The following is a 14,361-nucleotide window of genomic DNA, read 5'->3' as shown; positions in this document are numbered from 1 at the left end:
CCTGAATCATACAAGCAGAGATGATCGGGGGTATCGGCGGCTATGCTCAACTACCGTTTTCCGCGCAAACAGGCGCTTTTCCTGATTAACGATGTGGTCGGTGTTCCCAAGCCAGTGGGCGGTGCCGACAATGACGAACTTGATGCTGAAATGCTGGCAGCGATCTTTGATGAAGCGGCGCGCTTTGGCGAAAACCTCCTTGCTCCTTCCAACCGGCAGGGCGATCTGGAGCCGGCGAAGCTCACCCCCGACGGGGTACAGGAAACCTCCGGCTTTGCCGATATCTACCATCAGTTTTGCGAGGCCGGCTGGCCCTCTCTGGCCGGCGATCCGGAGTACGGTGGTCAGGGCCTGCCCAATCTGCTCTCCGTCGCCACCAACGAAATCTGGCAGTCATCCAACCTGGCCTGGGCGCTCTGCCCACTGCTGACCTCCGGTGTCATAGAAGCCCTGGGCGTTCACGGCACTGAGGAGCTGAAGACGCTCTGGCTGGAGAAAGTCACCAGCGGTGAATGGACCGGCACCATGAACCTGACCGAGCCGGATGCCGGCAGTGATCTGGCCGCGCTGAAAAGCCGCGCCGTGCCGCAGGGCGATCATTATCTGATAACCGGGCAGAAGATCTATATCACCTGGGGCGATCACCGGATGGCGGAAAATATCGTGCATCTGGTTCTGGCGAGATTGCCGGACGCACCGGTCGGCGTGAAAGGGATCTCCCTGTTCCTGGTGCCCAAATATCTGCTGGATGAGCAGGGCAGACCAGGCAAACCGAATGATCTGCGCGCCCTGGCCGTGGAGCACAAGATGGGGATCCACGGCAGCCCCACCTGCGTGATGAGCTACGGTGATAACGGCGGTGCGGTGGGCTATCTGGTGGGTGAGCCGCACCAGGGACTGGCCTGCATGTTCACCATGATGAACAGCGCACGGCAGGCGGTAGGGCTGCAGGGACTTGGGATTGCCGAGCGCGCTTACCAGGCGGCGCGGGATTACGCACGTGAGCGGGTGCAGGGCACCCTGGCCGATGGCAGCCGGGTCACCATTATCAACCACCCGGATGTGCGCCGCATGCTGACGCAGATGCTGGCTTGCTGCGAGGCGATGCGCGCCTTCGCTTATGAAGCGGCCGCGGAAGTGGACAGAGCCCGTGCGGCGGAGGGCGATGAGCGCAAAAGACGTGAGGCCCGGGTGGCGCTCTATACACCGCTGGTCAAAGGCTGGATGACCGAACTTGCCCAGGAGGTCTGTTCACTGTCGATGCAGGTACACGGTGGCATGGGCTACATCGAAGAGACAGGTGTGGCCCAGCTATACCGGGATGCCCGTATTCTGCCGATCTACGAGGGGACCACCGGGATTCAGGCGCTGGATCTGATCGGTCGAAAAATTGCGGCGGACCAGGGCGCAGCCCTGGGTGATCTGTTTGCGGAGATCGATGCGGCCATCGATACCTGTTCGCTGGCGCCTGCAGTGCTCAGCGATGGTCTGCGTGAAGCACTGGCGCAGTCTCGACGCTGTGTGGATGGCCTGATGGCAAGGGCCAAGGCCGATCCCGCGGCACCGGCGGCGGGCAGCGTTAACCTGATGCTGCTGCTTGGTTATCTCTGTGGTGGCTGGATGCTGCTGCGCAGTTCACAGCGGGCGGCAGAGCATGAGCAAAAGGGCGAAGACCAGGCTTTCTGGCAAACGCGGCAGCAGGTGGCCAGTGCCTACGCCGAACAGCTGTTGGGACGCTGTAGTTCACTGGCACAGGCTGCCGCTGCCGGTTCAACGACATTGATGGCGATCGATGAGGAGCAGTTCTAAGTCACATCAGGGGTATTTCGCCAGGCCGGGCCGAGAAACTCTTTGCCCGGCCTCCGCTAACTGAGTAAGCGGGTGGTTCAATTACCTTCCCTGTCCGCATCCTCGCGCTTGATCACCTTGTGCTGATCCTCGCTGCGGCCGCGCTTCCAGTAGCTGGAGATATACAGGCGTTCACGCGGCGGCTGCCAGGTCTCCTTGAAGTGATGGCGCAGTGCTCTCATGCTGGTGAACTCGCAAGCGGTCCAGATCGAGGGTTCGCCCTCCGGCAGATCCAGTTTGCTGATGTAGTTCAGCAGAGTCTGGTTCTCGTCGCGGGGCGAGGGATCTACGACCCAGTGCAGCGTGATGTTCGCGGGATGTTTCAGCGGCTGGGCATCGTCCTCATGCATGATCGATATCACCGCGTGTCCGCGGGCATCCTCGGGTAGCTGCTCCAGGTTAACGCTGATAGCGGGCAGGGCGGTCATATCGCCGGCCAGCAGGTGCCAGTCAGCATCCGGGTTGATCATTTTCTTCGTGCCAGGGCCGCCCACCAGAATACGGTCACCGGGTTGGGTGCTGGCAGCCCAGCTGGAAGCGGGACCTGCGCCCAGACCGCTTTCAGCGTCGCCGTGCAGGTTGAAGTCCACATCGATCTCGCCGGGGCGTTGATGGCGCACGGTGTAGGTGCGTACCAGCGGTTTCTCACCCTCCGCCTGCGGGAAGAACAGCTTGATGTAGGCGCTCTCCTGATCATCTGGGAACTGGCTCATCCCTGCACCACCGAGGGTGACGCGGTGCATGTTGGGTGTGATGCGTGCGGTGCGGATCACCTCGAGCTCTCTGGGTTCAGGTTTTTTCATAGTTATTCACTGTGCCTCGTTCGTTGGGTCGTTGGACGGCTGGGGTGTCACCTGTTCTGTCATGCGACCGGCGATCTTTTCAAAGATTTCAATTTCGTCTGCCGACAGCGGGTTGGTCAGTCGTTGTGTTACCTGTTCCTCGACCTTGTCCAGACGCGCTCGCAGTTCAAGTCCCGCCGCCGTGGGCTCCAGCAACTGGCTGCGTCGGTCTTTGGGGTGGCTGACCTTGATGATCAAACCGTTCTTGACCAGTTCGCTGATCACTCGTGCAATCTGGGCCCGGTCGCGGCGCATCTGGCTGGCAATATGGTGAGCAGTGCACTCTTCAATGCGGCAAATCCCCTTGAGCACACGGATATGAGTGATCGGCAGTTCTATTCCCTGCTCGCGAATTGCTTCCAGCATCAGCTGCCGGTAGGCGTGCATCAGTCGGTGCAGAGTGTCGCTGAGAGGGCGGGATGACATCGGCATAACCTGTGTGTGGCGTGGTGTAAGTTAGTTGATAAAGTCATCTTATTTTCAAGTTGATGATAATGTCAATCATTTGCGGTTTTAGTTACCTGACCCAGCGGCCGTCGATGGAGCGACGAAGATGGGACTGAAACAGGGAGAAGCTCCGGGTGGCGGGGCAAGAGAGCAGCAGACAAGTGTATGTAGGCGATTTCGATCACACTATGTTGCTGAAATCACGCACAGCTTCTGCGAGGGGGATTTATCGCCTTATGTTAATATTGACCGAGATCAAAATTTGTTCAGAAAACACCCTGAACAGCGCTATCGCAAAACCTTCTTCGAATTTTTAGCGCCTGGCCAATCTATGGCGGGGCGCCCCTGTATTTACGCTAACAGTCCTACCAGGAGTGCTATCGCGAACCGATTTTTTAATTGATAGTCAGGAAACAATCCATGAATGCATGGTATCTACTCTGCTTGTTATCGGCCTTGGCCGTGCTCATCGCTTACACCAATCAGTATGTTCTGAAACTTCAGACGACGATTGCCATAACCACCGGATCGGTGGTGATCTCTCTGCTTTTAATGCTGTCTTTCAAACTCATCGGCGACGATCTGGCAGCATCCATCACCAATACGCTCGGCAGTCTTAACTTTAACCAGTTGCTATTGAAAGGGATGCTAGGCTTTCTGCTGTTTGCAGGTGCTCTGGAGATCGACCTGCCCGCATTGCGCAAGCAACGCTGGGAGATCACCGTGCTGGTGCTGTTCTCAACCCTGCTTTCCACCGTCATCGTCGGCTATCTGGCCTACTGGCTGCTGGGCGCGCTGGGCTGGTCGGTACCGCTGATCTACTGTTTGCTGTTCGGTGCGCTGATCAGCCCTACCGACCCCATCGCCGTGTTGGCGATCATCAAACAGATGAATGCTCCCCAGGGTATTTCGATCCAGGTAGAGGGGGAGTCTCTGTTTAACGATGGCGTCGGCCTGGTGGTGTTCACCACGATCTTCGCGGTTGCGTTTTCCGGTACAGAGCCCACTGTGGCTGGCGTTGCCGAACTGTTCTTCAGCGATGCTCTCGGTGGTATCGCCTTTGGTTTCGTGCTGGCGCTGATCGGTCACTTCCTGCTGTGTAACTCCCGTGGGGATGCCAATATCCGTCTGTTGATCACACTGATGATCCCCTCGGCGGGGTTTGCTCTGGCCAACATGATGGAGATCTCCGGTGCTCTGGCGATGGTCGTGGCCGGTATCTTTATCGGTAACGTTACCCGCGCCAAGGTGGCCGACCCGAACGACCCAAGTAGCTCCCAGTACATCAATAACTTCTGGCACGCTACCGACAGCTTCCTCAACGCGCTGCTGTTCCTGCTGATTGGCCTGATGCTGGTGACCATGAACGTGACCCTGGTTGAAGTGGGGCTGGGGCTGTTGATGGTGCCGGTTGTTCTGCTGGCGCGTTTTATCAGCGTGGGTATTCCGTTCAGCGTGTTCCGCCGTTTCCGTCGGTATGACGTCAACTCGGTGAAAATCCTCACCTGGGGTGGTCTGCGCGGTGGTCTGGCGCTGGCCATGGCAGCGTCGATCCCAGATGCTGAAATGGTGGTAAAAGGGGTGGATATTCACAACCTGCTGCTGATCATCACCTATATGGTCGTGATCTTCTCCATCGTAGTCCAGGGGCTGACCATCGCGCCGATGATCCGCAAGAGCATCAAGGCGAACCGCATCGAAGTGCGTAAGGAAAAGGCGGAGCAGCGTTCGGAAAAGCCCGCCTGAGCGCATTTGCCATACTGTCTATGAGAGGGAGAAAAGTGGCACGGCCGCCGATCTCCCTCGGAGCATAGAACCTGCCCGTTAGGGCTTCCCGGTTATGTGTATCAGTTACAAATCAAATCGGGGGACAGGTTATGGCCAAGGGATATATGCTGTTTACCGAAGCGGTGCTGGATCAACCGCTGTATGACGCTTACATCGCCAAGGTGGTCAAGACGATCACCGATAGCGGTGGACGCATCATTATGGTGGATGACAGCCCCGAAGTGCTGGAAGGGAGCTGGCACGGTAGCCGAACGGTGCTGCTGGAATGGGATTCCGCTGCAGCGGCCAAAGCCTGGTATGACTCACCTGAGTATCAGGCGATTATCGGGGAAAGGCACGCCTCGGTAGAGGCGAACGCCATACTTCTGCATGGACTCTAAAATGAAAAGCCGGGCCGCTCAGCCCGGCTTTTTCGTATTCAACCCACGCGCTCAAACACCGTCGCGATCCCCTGTCCCATACCGATACACATGGTTGCCAGGCCCAGCGATGCGTCACGCTGTTCCATCAGATTGATCAGGGTGGTGCTGATCCGTGCGCCGGAGCAGCCCAGTGGATGACCCAGGGCGATAGCGCCGCCGTTAAGGTTCACCCTGGTGTCTATCTGATCTAATAGGTTCAGGCCTTTCAGTACCGATAGCGCCTGGGCGGCAAATGCCTCGTTCAGCTCGATAATATCCAGGTCGGCGAGTTTCAGGCCCGCGCGTTTTAGCGCCTTTTCAGTGGCGGGTACCGGTCCGTAACCCATGATAGATGGATCGCAGCCCGCTACCGCCATGCTCAGCACGCGGACGCGGGGCTTCAGTCCCAGTTGCTGCGCCTTGTCGGCCGACATCACCAGCAGGGCGGAAGCACCGTCGGAGATCGCCGACGAGCTGCCCGCGGTAATGGTGCCGCCCCTGGGGTTAAACACAGGCTTCAGCGTGGCCAGGGTTTCAACGCTGGTGTCGGGGCGGATGACTTCATCCTGCTCTACCAGAATCTTAAAGCCGCGCTCATCCATGCCCTCGGTGGCGATGATCTCGTTTTGCCAGCGCCCCTCCAACTGAGCCTGATGGGCTAGCCTGTGCGAGCGAGCCGCAAACTGATCCTGCTGCTCGCGGGAGATGGCGTTCATCTGCCCCAGCAGTTCGGCGGTGAGCCCCATCATCATCGAGGCTTTGGTTACCTGCTTCGATAGCGCCGGGTTAAAGTCGATGCCGTGATCCATGGCCAGATGACCCATATGTTCGACGCCACCGACGATAAAGCAGTCGCCGTTGCCGCTCTGTATCGCCTGGGCGGCGCTGTGCAGTGCCGACATCGACGAGCCGCAGAGGCGGTTGATTGTCTGACCCGCGACACTGTGGGGCAGGCCCGCCAGCAGGGCGCTGTTACGGGCGATATTGGCACCCTGTTCCAGGGTCTGGTTGACGCAGCCCCAGATCACATCCTCGATATCGGCCGGGTCAGGCGCCGGGTTGCGCGCAAGCAGGGCGCGCAGGCAAACAGCGGAGAGTTCTTCGGCGCGCACCTGACGGAAGGCTCCGCCCTTGGAGCGGCCCATGGGGGTACGCAGGGCATCGATGATCACCACATCGCTGGCTTGAATGCTCATGCTTTATCCTCCCCGCCGAAATAGGTTGTACCGGCCTTGGCCATCGCAAGCATTTTATCGGTGGGCTGGTACAGCTTGCCCAGGTCGTTAAAGCGTTCAGCCAGGCGGCAGACGTTGTCTAGCCCCTGTTGATCCAGGTAGTAAAGTGCACCGCCCCGGAACGGCGGAAAGCCGATGCCGTAGATCAGCGCCATGTCTGCTTCGGCCGGGGAGCCAACGATTCCCTCCTCAAGGCAGCGCACCGTCTCGATACAGAGCGGCAACATCATCCGGGCGATGATCTCCTCATCGCTGAATTCCCGCGGTGTGCCGGTCAGGTCGGCAAGCAGGGCGGGCAGCTCATCATCCACCAGCTTCTTCGGCTTGCCCTTGTGGTCGGGTTCGTAGCGGTAAAAGCCCTGACCGCTTTTCTGTCCCAGCCGACCCAGCTTGAATAACCGCTCGATAGCGGTCTCACCGCTATGAGCCATGCGGTCCGGGTAACCCGCAGCCAGCACCGCATCGGCGTGACAGGCGGTGTCTATGCCGATCACATCCAGCAGGTAGGCCGGGCCCATGGGCCAGCCAAAGGCCTCCATCACCTGGTCGATCTGACGATAGTCGGCGCCATCGCTCAGCAGTGAGGAGAAGCCGATGAAGTAGGGGAAGAGTATGCGGTTGACCAGAAACCCAGGGCAGTCGTTAACCACGATTGGTGTTTTGCCCAGTGCCTTGGCATAGGCGACGGTTTGGGCAATGGCTCGGTCTGAGCTCTGTTTACCACGGATCACCTCGACCAGAGGCATGCGGTGCACCGGGTTGAAAAAGTGCATGCCGCAGAAGTTTTCCGGATGCTTTAGCGCGCCGGCCAGATCGGTGATCGATATGGTGGAGGTGTTGGACGCCAGAATCGCCCCCTCCGGCAGGTACTGCTCCACCTCGGCGAGTACGCTTTTTTTGACCTTTGGATTCTCCACCACCGCTTCTACAACCAGATCGACGCCGGTGAAGTCGCCAAAGCTCAGGGTTGGGCGGATATTGTTCAGCACCCTGGACAGCTTTCGGCTGTCGATCTTTCCGCGCTCCAACTGCTGGTTGAGCAACTTCGCGGCTTCATCGAGCCCCAGTTGCAGTGCCGCCTCGTTGATATCTTTCATCAATACCGGGGTGCCGCGGCTAGCGCTCTGGTAGGCGATACCGCCTCCCATAATGCCGGCGCCGAGCACCGCTGCCCGGCTCACCGGTGTGGCGTTTTTTTCATAGTGCCGAGTAATTTTCTTCACCCTCTGCTCTTTCAGAAAAAGACCGATAAGCGCGGTTGTAGTGGGGTGAGTGGCGACCTTTGGAAGCTCTGCGGTTTCTACTTCCAGCGCTGCATCACGCGGCATCGAAGCCTGTTTCTGGATCGTCTTCAGTGCTGCCAGAGGCGCGGGGTAATGGGGACCTGCCTTGGCGCCGATTAAACCCTTGGCGGATTCAAAGGCGAGGGTTTGCTCCAGTGCTGAGAGCTTCACCGGCGCAAGCTTTTCAGCACGTCGGGCGTGAAAGTCGAATCGGCCCGAGATGCTCTCCTTTAACAGGGCGATTGAGGCTTCGTTTAGCAGCTCCGGTTGCACCAGTGTATCCAATACGCCTACCGCCAGAGCATCGGCTGCCGAATACTGCTGCGCACCGCAGATCCACTCGATAGCGTTATCCAGGCCGATCAACCGGGGGAGCCTTACCGTGCCGCCCCAGCCGGGGAAAATACCCAGCTTCACTTCCGGAAAGCCCGTGCGAGATGAGGTTGAGCCGATCCTGTAATCGCAGCTGAGCGCCAGTTCCAGGCCGCCACCGAGTGCCAGCCCGTTGATGGCGGCAACGGTGGGGAAGGGTAGTTCCTCGATGGCGTTGAATAGCTGTTGGATTGTGCTGGTCAGCTGCCGGATAGCGTTCTCGCCTGCGGCAAAGGCGGGCAAAAATTCGGTGATATCGGCGCCGACGATAAAGCTCTCTTTATCGCTGCGCACCAGCAGACCTGTGACATCAGGCTCCGTTTTTAACGCTGAGATGGCGTCGTTTAACTCGGCGAGGGTGGCCTGATTGAGAGTGTTGACGCTCTGGTTACTACTGAAAACCAGTTCGTGGATGCCCGAGTCGAGCGCTCTGAGATGGACCGACTGACCTGCCATCAGCATGCTGGCCTCCTTGGTTATGAAGCTGGGCGACTTGTTGTTTGTCCCCGGTATTCATCAGTTTAGAAGATGAATCGGTTTCAACCATTCGGTGTTAAGGATGAGACTGCAGCGGCCCTGTAATCAGTCAGCGCTTATTTAACTAAAAGCAGTTCGCGGCCGCTGAAGAGTGCTGTTCCATTTTATGGGATGGGGTGTGCCATCGTTTTAACTGTTGATTACGAATAGTAACGATTATCATTAACTTAATTATGTATGTTAATCGATACTCGTTTGTTGAAAGGTGAAGAAGTTGAACCACATAAGCGATAACGCAGCGGATTTGAACCAGCGGAGCCAGAGCCAGGAAGGCACTCTTTATACAGCGGCCCCACGGACAAGAACCATCCCCGTCAGTGTCCTGCAGAAAGGGACTTTCGGCCTCGGCCTGGCAATCTGTGCCTCCATGGCGTTGGCGGCAGAGCCGGTGCAACTGAAGGAGATGGTTGTTTCTGCAGCGGGTTATGAGCAGGAAGTGGTTGATGCCCCGGCATCTATCAGCGTGATCACCCGAGAAGATCTGGAAAAGCGTCCGTTCAAGGATGTCACCGATGCACTGTCTGACGTGCCGGGTGTTGTCGTCACCGGTGGCGGTTCCAGCGCTGATATCTCCATGCGTGGTATGGGCGGCAAATACACCCTGTTCCTGGTCGATGGCAAGCGTCAGAGCAGCCGTGAAACCCGCCCGAACAGCGATGGCCCGGGCATCGAACAGGGCTGGATCCCGCCGCTCTCCGCAATTGAACGTATCGAAGTGATACGTGGCCCCATGTCATCGCTGTACGGCTCCGATGCGCTGGGCGGTGTGATCAACATCATCACCCGCAAAGTGGCTCCGGAGTGGGGTGGTGAGATCAGTGCCGAAACGATTCTGCAGGAAGATGACGATTCCGGCGACGAGCGCCGCACCAACTTCTACGTTAACGGCCCGATGATCAACGACAAGCTGGGCCTGCAGGTTTACGGCCAGTACTCCGAGCGTGATGAGGATGAGATCCTCAACGGCTACAGCGATCAGAGCAACGGCAACATCAACGGTAAAATGACCTGGATGCTGTCCGAGGATCAGACACTGAAGTTTGAGGCTGGCCACTCACGCCAGCGTCGCGCCACCAATCCGGGCAAGTCATCTCCCACCAGCGGTCGTGGTAGCGATCCGACCGATGTGGTTTACGAGCGTGACAACTTCGGCCTGACCCATGAGTTCAGCAGCGATATCGGTCAGCACGATACCTATTACACCTATGACGAGACCGATAACCCCACCCGCGACATGAATTACCAGGAGCAGGTGCTCAACCACAAGTCGGTATTCAACCTGACCAACCATATGCTCACCATCGGCGCCCAGTATGACAAGCAGGAGCTCACCGATGGCGGCAACCAGACTGGCACCATGCAGGACCTGACGCGCTGGCAGATGGCGCTGTTTGCCGAGGATGAGTACTTCCTTACCGATAGCCTGGCGATCACTACCGGCCTGCGTTACAACCGCGACGAGAATTATGGCAGCGCCTGGACCCCTCGTATCTACGGTGTCTGGCATGCCGATGATCAGTGGACCTTCAAAGGTGGTATCAGCTCCGGCTATCGTTCACCAGATCTGCGTCAGGCCACCGACGGCTGGGGTCAGGCCACCGGTGGCCGTGGTGGTAACGCGGTTATTGTGGGTAACTCGGATCTGGAAGCAGAAAAAAGCGTGACTGGCGAGCTGGGCGTAAACTGGCAGAACTACGACGGTGTTCAGCTGGGCCTGACGGTCTACCACACTTCCTACGAGGACAAGATCACCGAAGACCGCTACTGCGATGTCAGTAACGGCGATGCATCCTGCGTTTACTTGGGGGAGAGCTACGACTTTATCAGCACTCGCTATAACGTAGATGAAGTGGTGATGCGAGGTATCGAAGCCACCGCCAGCCTGCCGTTGAGCGATACCGTCGAGGTGAGTGCCAACTACACCTACACCGACTCGGAACAGCGTTCCGGTGAATTCAGTGGCGAGCCGCTGAACCGTCTGCCCAAGCACATGTTCAACGCCAGCCTGGACTGGACACCGAGCTACGAGCTGAACGTATGGAGCCGCCTGAACTACCGTGGCCGTTCATCAGAAGGCCTGAGCCGCACCGCCATGGTGGAAGAGGTGCCGAGCTACACCTTTGTTGATGTGGGCCTGCGTTATCGCCTGACCGACAGCACCACCTTCTACACCGGTGTTTATAACCTGTTCGATAAAGACGTGTACTACGACAAATACGAAAAGGTACTCGATGGCCGCCGTTACCAGGCGAAAATCCAGTACAACTTCTAAGTTCGCGTTGAGCTAGCCTTCTTCAGTAATACCTTTTCGGCCACCCTTGCAGGTGGCCTTTTTATTTTTCCGCTTACCGGCAAGGCGCAGGAGCTCTGGCATATCGAGTCCGCCTGTAACAGAATCAGGGAGCTGGGCTGGTTCAGTAATCCAACTGGATTGCGGCCGAAGGTTTACAGGGATGAGATTACAAACAGGGAAGGTCGTTGATGAAGATGTATCTCGCGTTTGCGCTTGGTTGTTCAATTCTGCTGGCGGGTTGCGCTACCTCTGCCAATAGCCCGGACGACGTCAAGGTGATGACCTTCAGTGTTGGACCTGACAGGGTGGACTGTGTGGGCGTCGGGCCGATGAAGTGTCTCGTGGTCAACGGGTCGATGTTCTACGACAATATCCAGGGCTTCGAGTATGAGGCGGGTTACGCCTATCAATTGAGCGTAGAGCGCACAGAGAGGGAAGATCCACCTGCAGACGCCAGCCGTTATCAATATCGGCTGCTGGAAGTGTTAAGCAAAACTCCGGTGGAGTGAGTGAGCTAAACAATCCGTAGAAGCGATGTAGGATTAAAAAGTCAAAAAGCCGGAAGAAGTCCGGCTTTTTGACGCTTGGGGCAGGTATCAGTTCTGTACAATCGTGCCCATATTGTTTGTGCCCGCCTGATTGACAACCGCCAGGTTGCCAGAGGCACTCTGAGCAACAAAGGCGTTGTTCGTTGTGCCGAATTGGGTGACGCTGGCCTCATGCATACTGCCGTACTGTGTGACATCCGAGATGTTTCCGAAGCCGTCCTGATAAACGGTGATCAGGTGATCACTGCCTTCCTGGTAGGTATAACTTTCGTTAGCTTCTCCATATTGGTCCACATCGGCGACAGAGCTATCGCTGAAATACTGAAAGGTTTCAGCGATGTTTCCAGTACCGTCCTGGGTGATTGCCGCGTCATTATTGGTACCGCTCCACTGGTCAATGTAGGCATCGTTAGCTTCACCTACCTGTTCGACCAGCAACACGCTGGAATCCTGGCCTTCCTGAATGGTGTAGGCGGTATTGTTGCTGCTCGGGACGGGGCCTGATCCACTGGTGTAGCCCTGGAAAACCTGAGCTTCGCTATTTGTACTGGAGTATTGGAACTGCTGAACGTCGTTATACTCACCGAACTGAGCGGTTAGCGAGTAGTTGTCGGTACCACCAAACTGTTCGACATAGCTCGTGTTTCCGATTCCCAACTGCTGCTGGGACGAGTCAGAGGAGTATTCACCGTAGCCCTGATACACCTCGGCTGAGTTGGAAATGCCCCCTTGGTTTTGGAGACTTGTATTGTAATCGGCATCGGACTGTTCGGAGTAGGCGATGTTGCTCTCTCCAGCCTGCTGCTGTGTAGCTGAGTTAAACTCGGCATCTTCCTGCAGGACGCTGGCGTCGTTTGTATCTCCAAACTGGAACTGGCTGGCGTAGTTATTATTCGCCCCGGTGATCTGTTCAATCATAGCGGTATTGCCGGTACCGATCTGAGTCTGGTAACCCTGGTTGTCGTCGGCGAACGCCGCGCCAGTGCCGGTGATTGCGATGATAGCCAGGCTGAGAGTGAGCTTCTTCATGATATGTACCTCAGGTTTTATAGTGGTATCGCACGGTGTTTTAATTTGACTGCTTGACGCTGATCAGATTGTTATCACTGCGTTGAGTGACGACGCTGGATAGGCCGTTGCCAACCTGATCAATGGCTACAGCACTGGCTACTCCAAACTGGTTTACCTCCGCCAGGTTATTCTCACCCACCTGGTTGACATAAGTTCCGTTCGCCCATCCTTCCTGCACGATGGATATAGCGTTTGAATAGCCATACTGGAGTGCTCTAATATCGTTTTTCTGCCCATCCTGCTTGAGGTTGGACTTGTTGAGGCTTCCCTTTTGTTCAAGTGATATTTGATTGCCAGTACCCTCCTGGTTTATCCAACCCTCGTTGGATGCTCCTTGTTGATAAATATCGAACTGGTTGGAATCACCCGTTTGCAGCGCGATGGCCAGGTTGTCACCAGAAAGATCAATTTGGCTGTAGGGTGAAAGCTCTGGCTCTGGGTCCAGATCGTAAGCAGAGGCTGCTTGTGAAAAGGTGAGTAGAGTGGAAAAGCCCAGCGTAACGATGGCGGGGTTAATTAACTTCGACGTTAATTTCGGCGTTAACTTTGAGTTACGCCCCTTGGCTAGAGACAAAGTCCTTTTTGTGGTTTCGCCTTCCATCATTTTCCACCTTCCCTGTGGTCTTTGGATGTTTAGACTGTGGAAAATATAGATGTGGGATGTTCTTCGCGGTATCGGTAGATAGGCCCATTTTTCAGGAAATATTTCTAATGCAATAGCATTAGATTTCTTCTCGTTGCTAGGTAAAAAGCATGAGGCCGGCGTCATATAACGACGCCGGCCTCATCTGAGTGATAAACAGGCTGGAGCGCAGGATTAGCGGATCAGCGACTCCGCGTTCATATAGCGCGCCAACACCTCATTTTCGATTTCGCGCGGATCGCTCAGTGCCCAGGAGTGCTCTTTGACTCCGTCTGCGATCAAATGGATCAATGCGCTTTCAATAGCTGAAAGTACACAGAGTTGGGAGGGCTCGTTGGTTGTGGTGCCGCCTTCCATCTCCAGTAGTCGCCTGAACTCGATATAGCGGAATACCCCGGATGTGATCTCCTGAGACATGATCGACTTGGTGGTCATCACGCTGTGAAGAATACGGCCGGTGCGTACATCGATCGCTCGCAGGTTGACGGTCACCAGGTCCACCCGGTACTGCTCGGCTGCACCGATACCGAAATAGCGTGCACCGATACCACCCGTTCTGATATTCGAGTCAAAGGCGATAATACCGCCTTCTATCAAAATATTTGACGCAAGTAATGACGGGAGCTCAAAGTCATTATTAACGGGTGTGTTAGGTTTACTATTTGTGGCCCTGAATATTTTTCGCTCGGTTAATATGTTTTGCAGTCCCTCTCGCTCCAGCGGTATAAACCAGCCAGAATCTCTCATCGCGCCGACAAGCATAGCTGTTGCACCTTGGGTGACGGCGGTCGAAAACGAACTGGCGGGAGACGATTTATACTGTCCTGTCTGATCCCTGAAGTTATAAACTGAGGCGACAATCTTGCCATTGGGGCTGGGTAAACTTGTCAGATCTCTGTATGTACTGGTTCGTGGGGTTAGCTGAACCTCTTCGCCTTCTGGGGGAATAGATTCACCGACCGTACCGTAGTTTGAGCAGGCTGTGGTTGATACGATCATCAACGCTGACAGTGTTATTTTTAAATTATTTATTAAGCGCACAGCGTACATTTT

12 protein-coding genes are annotated in these 14,361 nt (G+C 56.3%); 5 read left to right on the top strand and 7 right to left on the bottom strand.

The features are described 5' to 3' along the window. The first annotated feature begins 42 nt into the window (after nucleotides 1-42). Nucleotides 43-1,809: an acyl-CoA dehydrogenase gene (locus C4S72_RS10800; RefSeq protein WP_104003137.1), complete on the top strand. Its 1,767-nt coding sequence runs from the start codon at nucleotides 43-45 to the stop codon at nucleotides 1,807-1,809. 77 nt (nucleotides 1,810-1,886) lie between these two features. On the opposite strand, the gene C4S72_RS10795 is transcribed toward C4S72_RS10800, so the two are convergent. Both C4S72_RS10795 and C4S72_RS10790 read right to left on the bottom strand, forming a co-directional pair. Next, the gene (locus C4S72_RS10795) at nucleotides 1,887-2,651 is read right to left on the bottom strand and encodes a siderophore-interacting protein (RefSeq protein ID WP_104003136.1); all 765 of its coding nucleotides are present in this window, start codon (nucleotides 2,649-2,651) and stop codon (nucleotides 1,887-1,889) included. A 6-nt stretch (nucleotides 2,652-2,657) separates the two neighbouring features. After that, nucleotides 2,658-3,116, bottom strand: coding sequence for a MarR family winged helix-turn-helix transcriptional regulator (locus C4S72_RS10790; protein WP_104003135.1), 459 nt, complete (start codon nucleotides 3,114-3,116; stop codon nucleotides 2,658-2,660). 441 nt (nucleotides 3,117-3,557) lie between these two features. Here C4S72_RS10790 and C4S72_RS10785 point away from each other — a divergent pair, with 441 nt between their 5' ends. After that, on the top strand, nucleotides 3,558-4,883 hold the full coding sequence (locus tag C4S72_RS10785; RefSeq protein ID WP_104003134.1) for a cation:proton antiporter: 1,326 nt from the start codon (nucleotides 3,558-3,560) through the stop codon (nucleotides 4,881-4,883). A 131-nt stretch (nucleotides 4,884-5,014) separates the two neighbouring features. Next, nucleotides 5,015-5,305, top strand: coding sequence for a DUF1330 domain-containing protein (locus tag C4S72_RS10780; protein WP_104003133.1), 291 nt, complete (start codon nucleotides 5,015-5,017; stop codon nucleotides 5,303-5,305). A gap of 38 nt (nucleotides 5,306-5,343) precedes the next feature. On the opposite strand, the gene fadA is transcribed toward C4S72_RS10780, so the two are convergent. Both fadA and fadB read right to left on the bottom strand, forming a co-directional pair. Continuing rightward, nucleotides 5,344-6,522, bottom strand: coding sequence for an acetyl-CoA C-acyltransferase FadA (gene fadA / locus C4S72_RS10775; RefSeq protein WP_104003132.1), 1,179 nt, complete (start codon nucleotides 6,520-6,522; stop codon nucleotides 5,344-5,346). Then, the gene (fadB, locus tag C4S72_RS10770) at nucleotides 6,519-8,678 is read right to left on the bottom strand and encodes a fatty acid oxidation complex subunit alpha FadB (RefSeq protein ID WP_104003131.1); all 2,160 of its coding nucleotides are present in this window, start codon (nucleotides 8,676-8,678) and stop codon (nucleotides 6,519-6,521) included. The genes fadA and fadB overlap by 4 nt, the downstream gene beginning before the upstream one ends. Before the next feature lie 289 nt (nucleotides 8,679-8,967). On the opposite strand from fadB, the gene C4S72_RS10765 reads away from it, so the two are divergent. Then, complete coding sequence (locus C4S72_RS10765; protein WP_235009123.1) at nucleotides 8,968-11,025, top strand: TonB-dependent receptor domain-containing protein; 2,058 nt, start codon at nucleotides 8,968-8,970, stop codon at nucleotides 11,023-11,025. 209 nt (nucleotides 11,026-11,234) lie between these two features. Further along, the gene (locus C4S72_RS10760; RefSeq protein ID WP_104003130.1) at nucleotides 11,235-11,555 is read left to right on the top strand and encodes a DUF4377 domain-containing protein; all 321 of its coding nucleotides are present in this window, start codon (nucleotides 11,235-11,237) and stop codon (nucleotides 11,553-11,555) included. An 87-nt stretch (nucleotides 11,556-11,642) separates the two neighbouring features. On the opposite strand, the gene C4S72_RS10755 is transcribed toward C4S72_RS10760, so the two are convergent. The 3 genes from C4S72_RS10755 to C4S72_RS10745 all read right to left on the bottom strand — a co-directional run bounded on the left by C4S72_RS10755 (nucleotide 11,643) and on the right by C4S72_RS10745 (nucleotide 14,358). Beyond that, the gene (locus C4S72_RS10755; protein WP_104003129.1) at nucleotides 11,643-12,623 is read right to left on the bottom strand and encodes a hypothetical protein; all 981 of its coding nucleotides are present in this window, start codon (nucleotides 12,621-12,623) and stop codon (nucleotides 11,643-11,645) included. Between the two features lie 40 nt (nucleotides 12,624-12,663). After that, a complete protein-coding gene (locus C4S72_RS10750; RefSeq protein ID WP_104003128.1) occupies nucleotides 12,664-13,269 on the bottom strand; it encodes a hypothetical protein in 606 nt (201 codons plus the stop codon). A 213-nt stretch (nucleotides 13,270-13,482) separates the two neighbouring features. Then, nucleotides 13,483-14,358, bottom strand: a complete 876-nt coding sequence (locus C4S72_RS10745) for a CsgG/HfaB family protein (RefSeq protein ID WP_235009122.1) — start codon at nucleotides 14,356-14,358, stop codon at nucleotides 13,483-13,485. Between the last annotated feature and the right edge of the window lie 3 nt (nucleotides 14,359-14,361).

It is taken from the genome of Marinobacterium lutimaris (assembly GCF_900108065.1).
GTDB lineage: Bacteria > Pseudomonadota > Gammaproteobacteria > Pseudomonadales > Balneatricaceae > Marinobacterium_D > Marinobacterium_D lutimaris.
Note: the sequence above shows the minus strand (reverse complement) of the source record. Positions and strands in the feature narration are given on the sequence as shown.

Coding starts and splice junctions, on each gene's coding strand:
- C4S72_RS10800 (WP_104003137.1), top strand. CDS start 43: ATGCTCAACTACCGTTTTCCGCGCAAACAGGCGCTTTTCCTGATTAAC.
- C4S72_RS10795 (WP_104003136.1), bottom strand. CDS start 2,651: ATGAAAAAACCTGAACCCAGAGAGCTCGAGGTGATCCGCACCGCACGC.
- C4S72_RS10790 (WP_104003135.1), bottom strand. CDS start 3,116: ATGTCATCCCGCCCTCTCAGCGACACTCTGCACCGACTGATGCACGCC.
- C4S72_RS10785 (WP_104003134.1), top strand. CDS start 3,558: ATGAATGCATGGTATCTACTCTGCTTGTTATCGGCCTTGGCCGTGCTC.
- C4S72_RS10780 (WP_104003133.1), top strand. CDS start 5,015: ATGGCCAAGGGATATATGCTGTTTACCGAAGCGGTGCTGGATCAACCG.
- fadA (WP_104003132.1), bottom strand. CDS start 6,522: ATGAGCATTCAAGCCAGCGATGTGGTGATCATCGATGCCCTGCGTACC.
- fadB (WP_104003131.1), bottom strand. CDS start 8,678: ATGCTGATGGCAGGTCAGTCGGTCCATCTCAGAGCGCTCGACTCGGGC.
- C4S72_RS10760 (WP_104003130.1), top strand. CDS start 11,235: ATGAAGATGTATCTCGCGTTTGCGCTTGGTTGTTCAATTCTGCTGGCG.
- C4S72_RS10755 (WP_104003129.1), bottom strand. CDS start 12,623: ATGAAGAAGCTCACTCTCAGCCTGGCTATCATCGCAATCACCGGCACT.
- C4S72_RS10750 (WP_104003128.1), bottom strand. CDS start 13,269: ATGATGGAAGGCGAAACCACAAAAAGGACTTTGTCTCTAGCCAAGGGG.
- C4S72_RS10745 (WP_235009122.1), bottom strand. CDS start 14,358: ATGTACGCTGTGCGCTTAATAAATAATTTAAAAATAACACTGTCAGCG.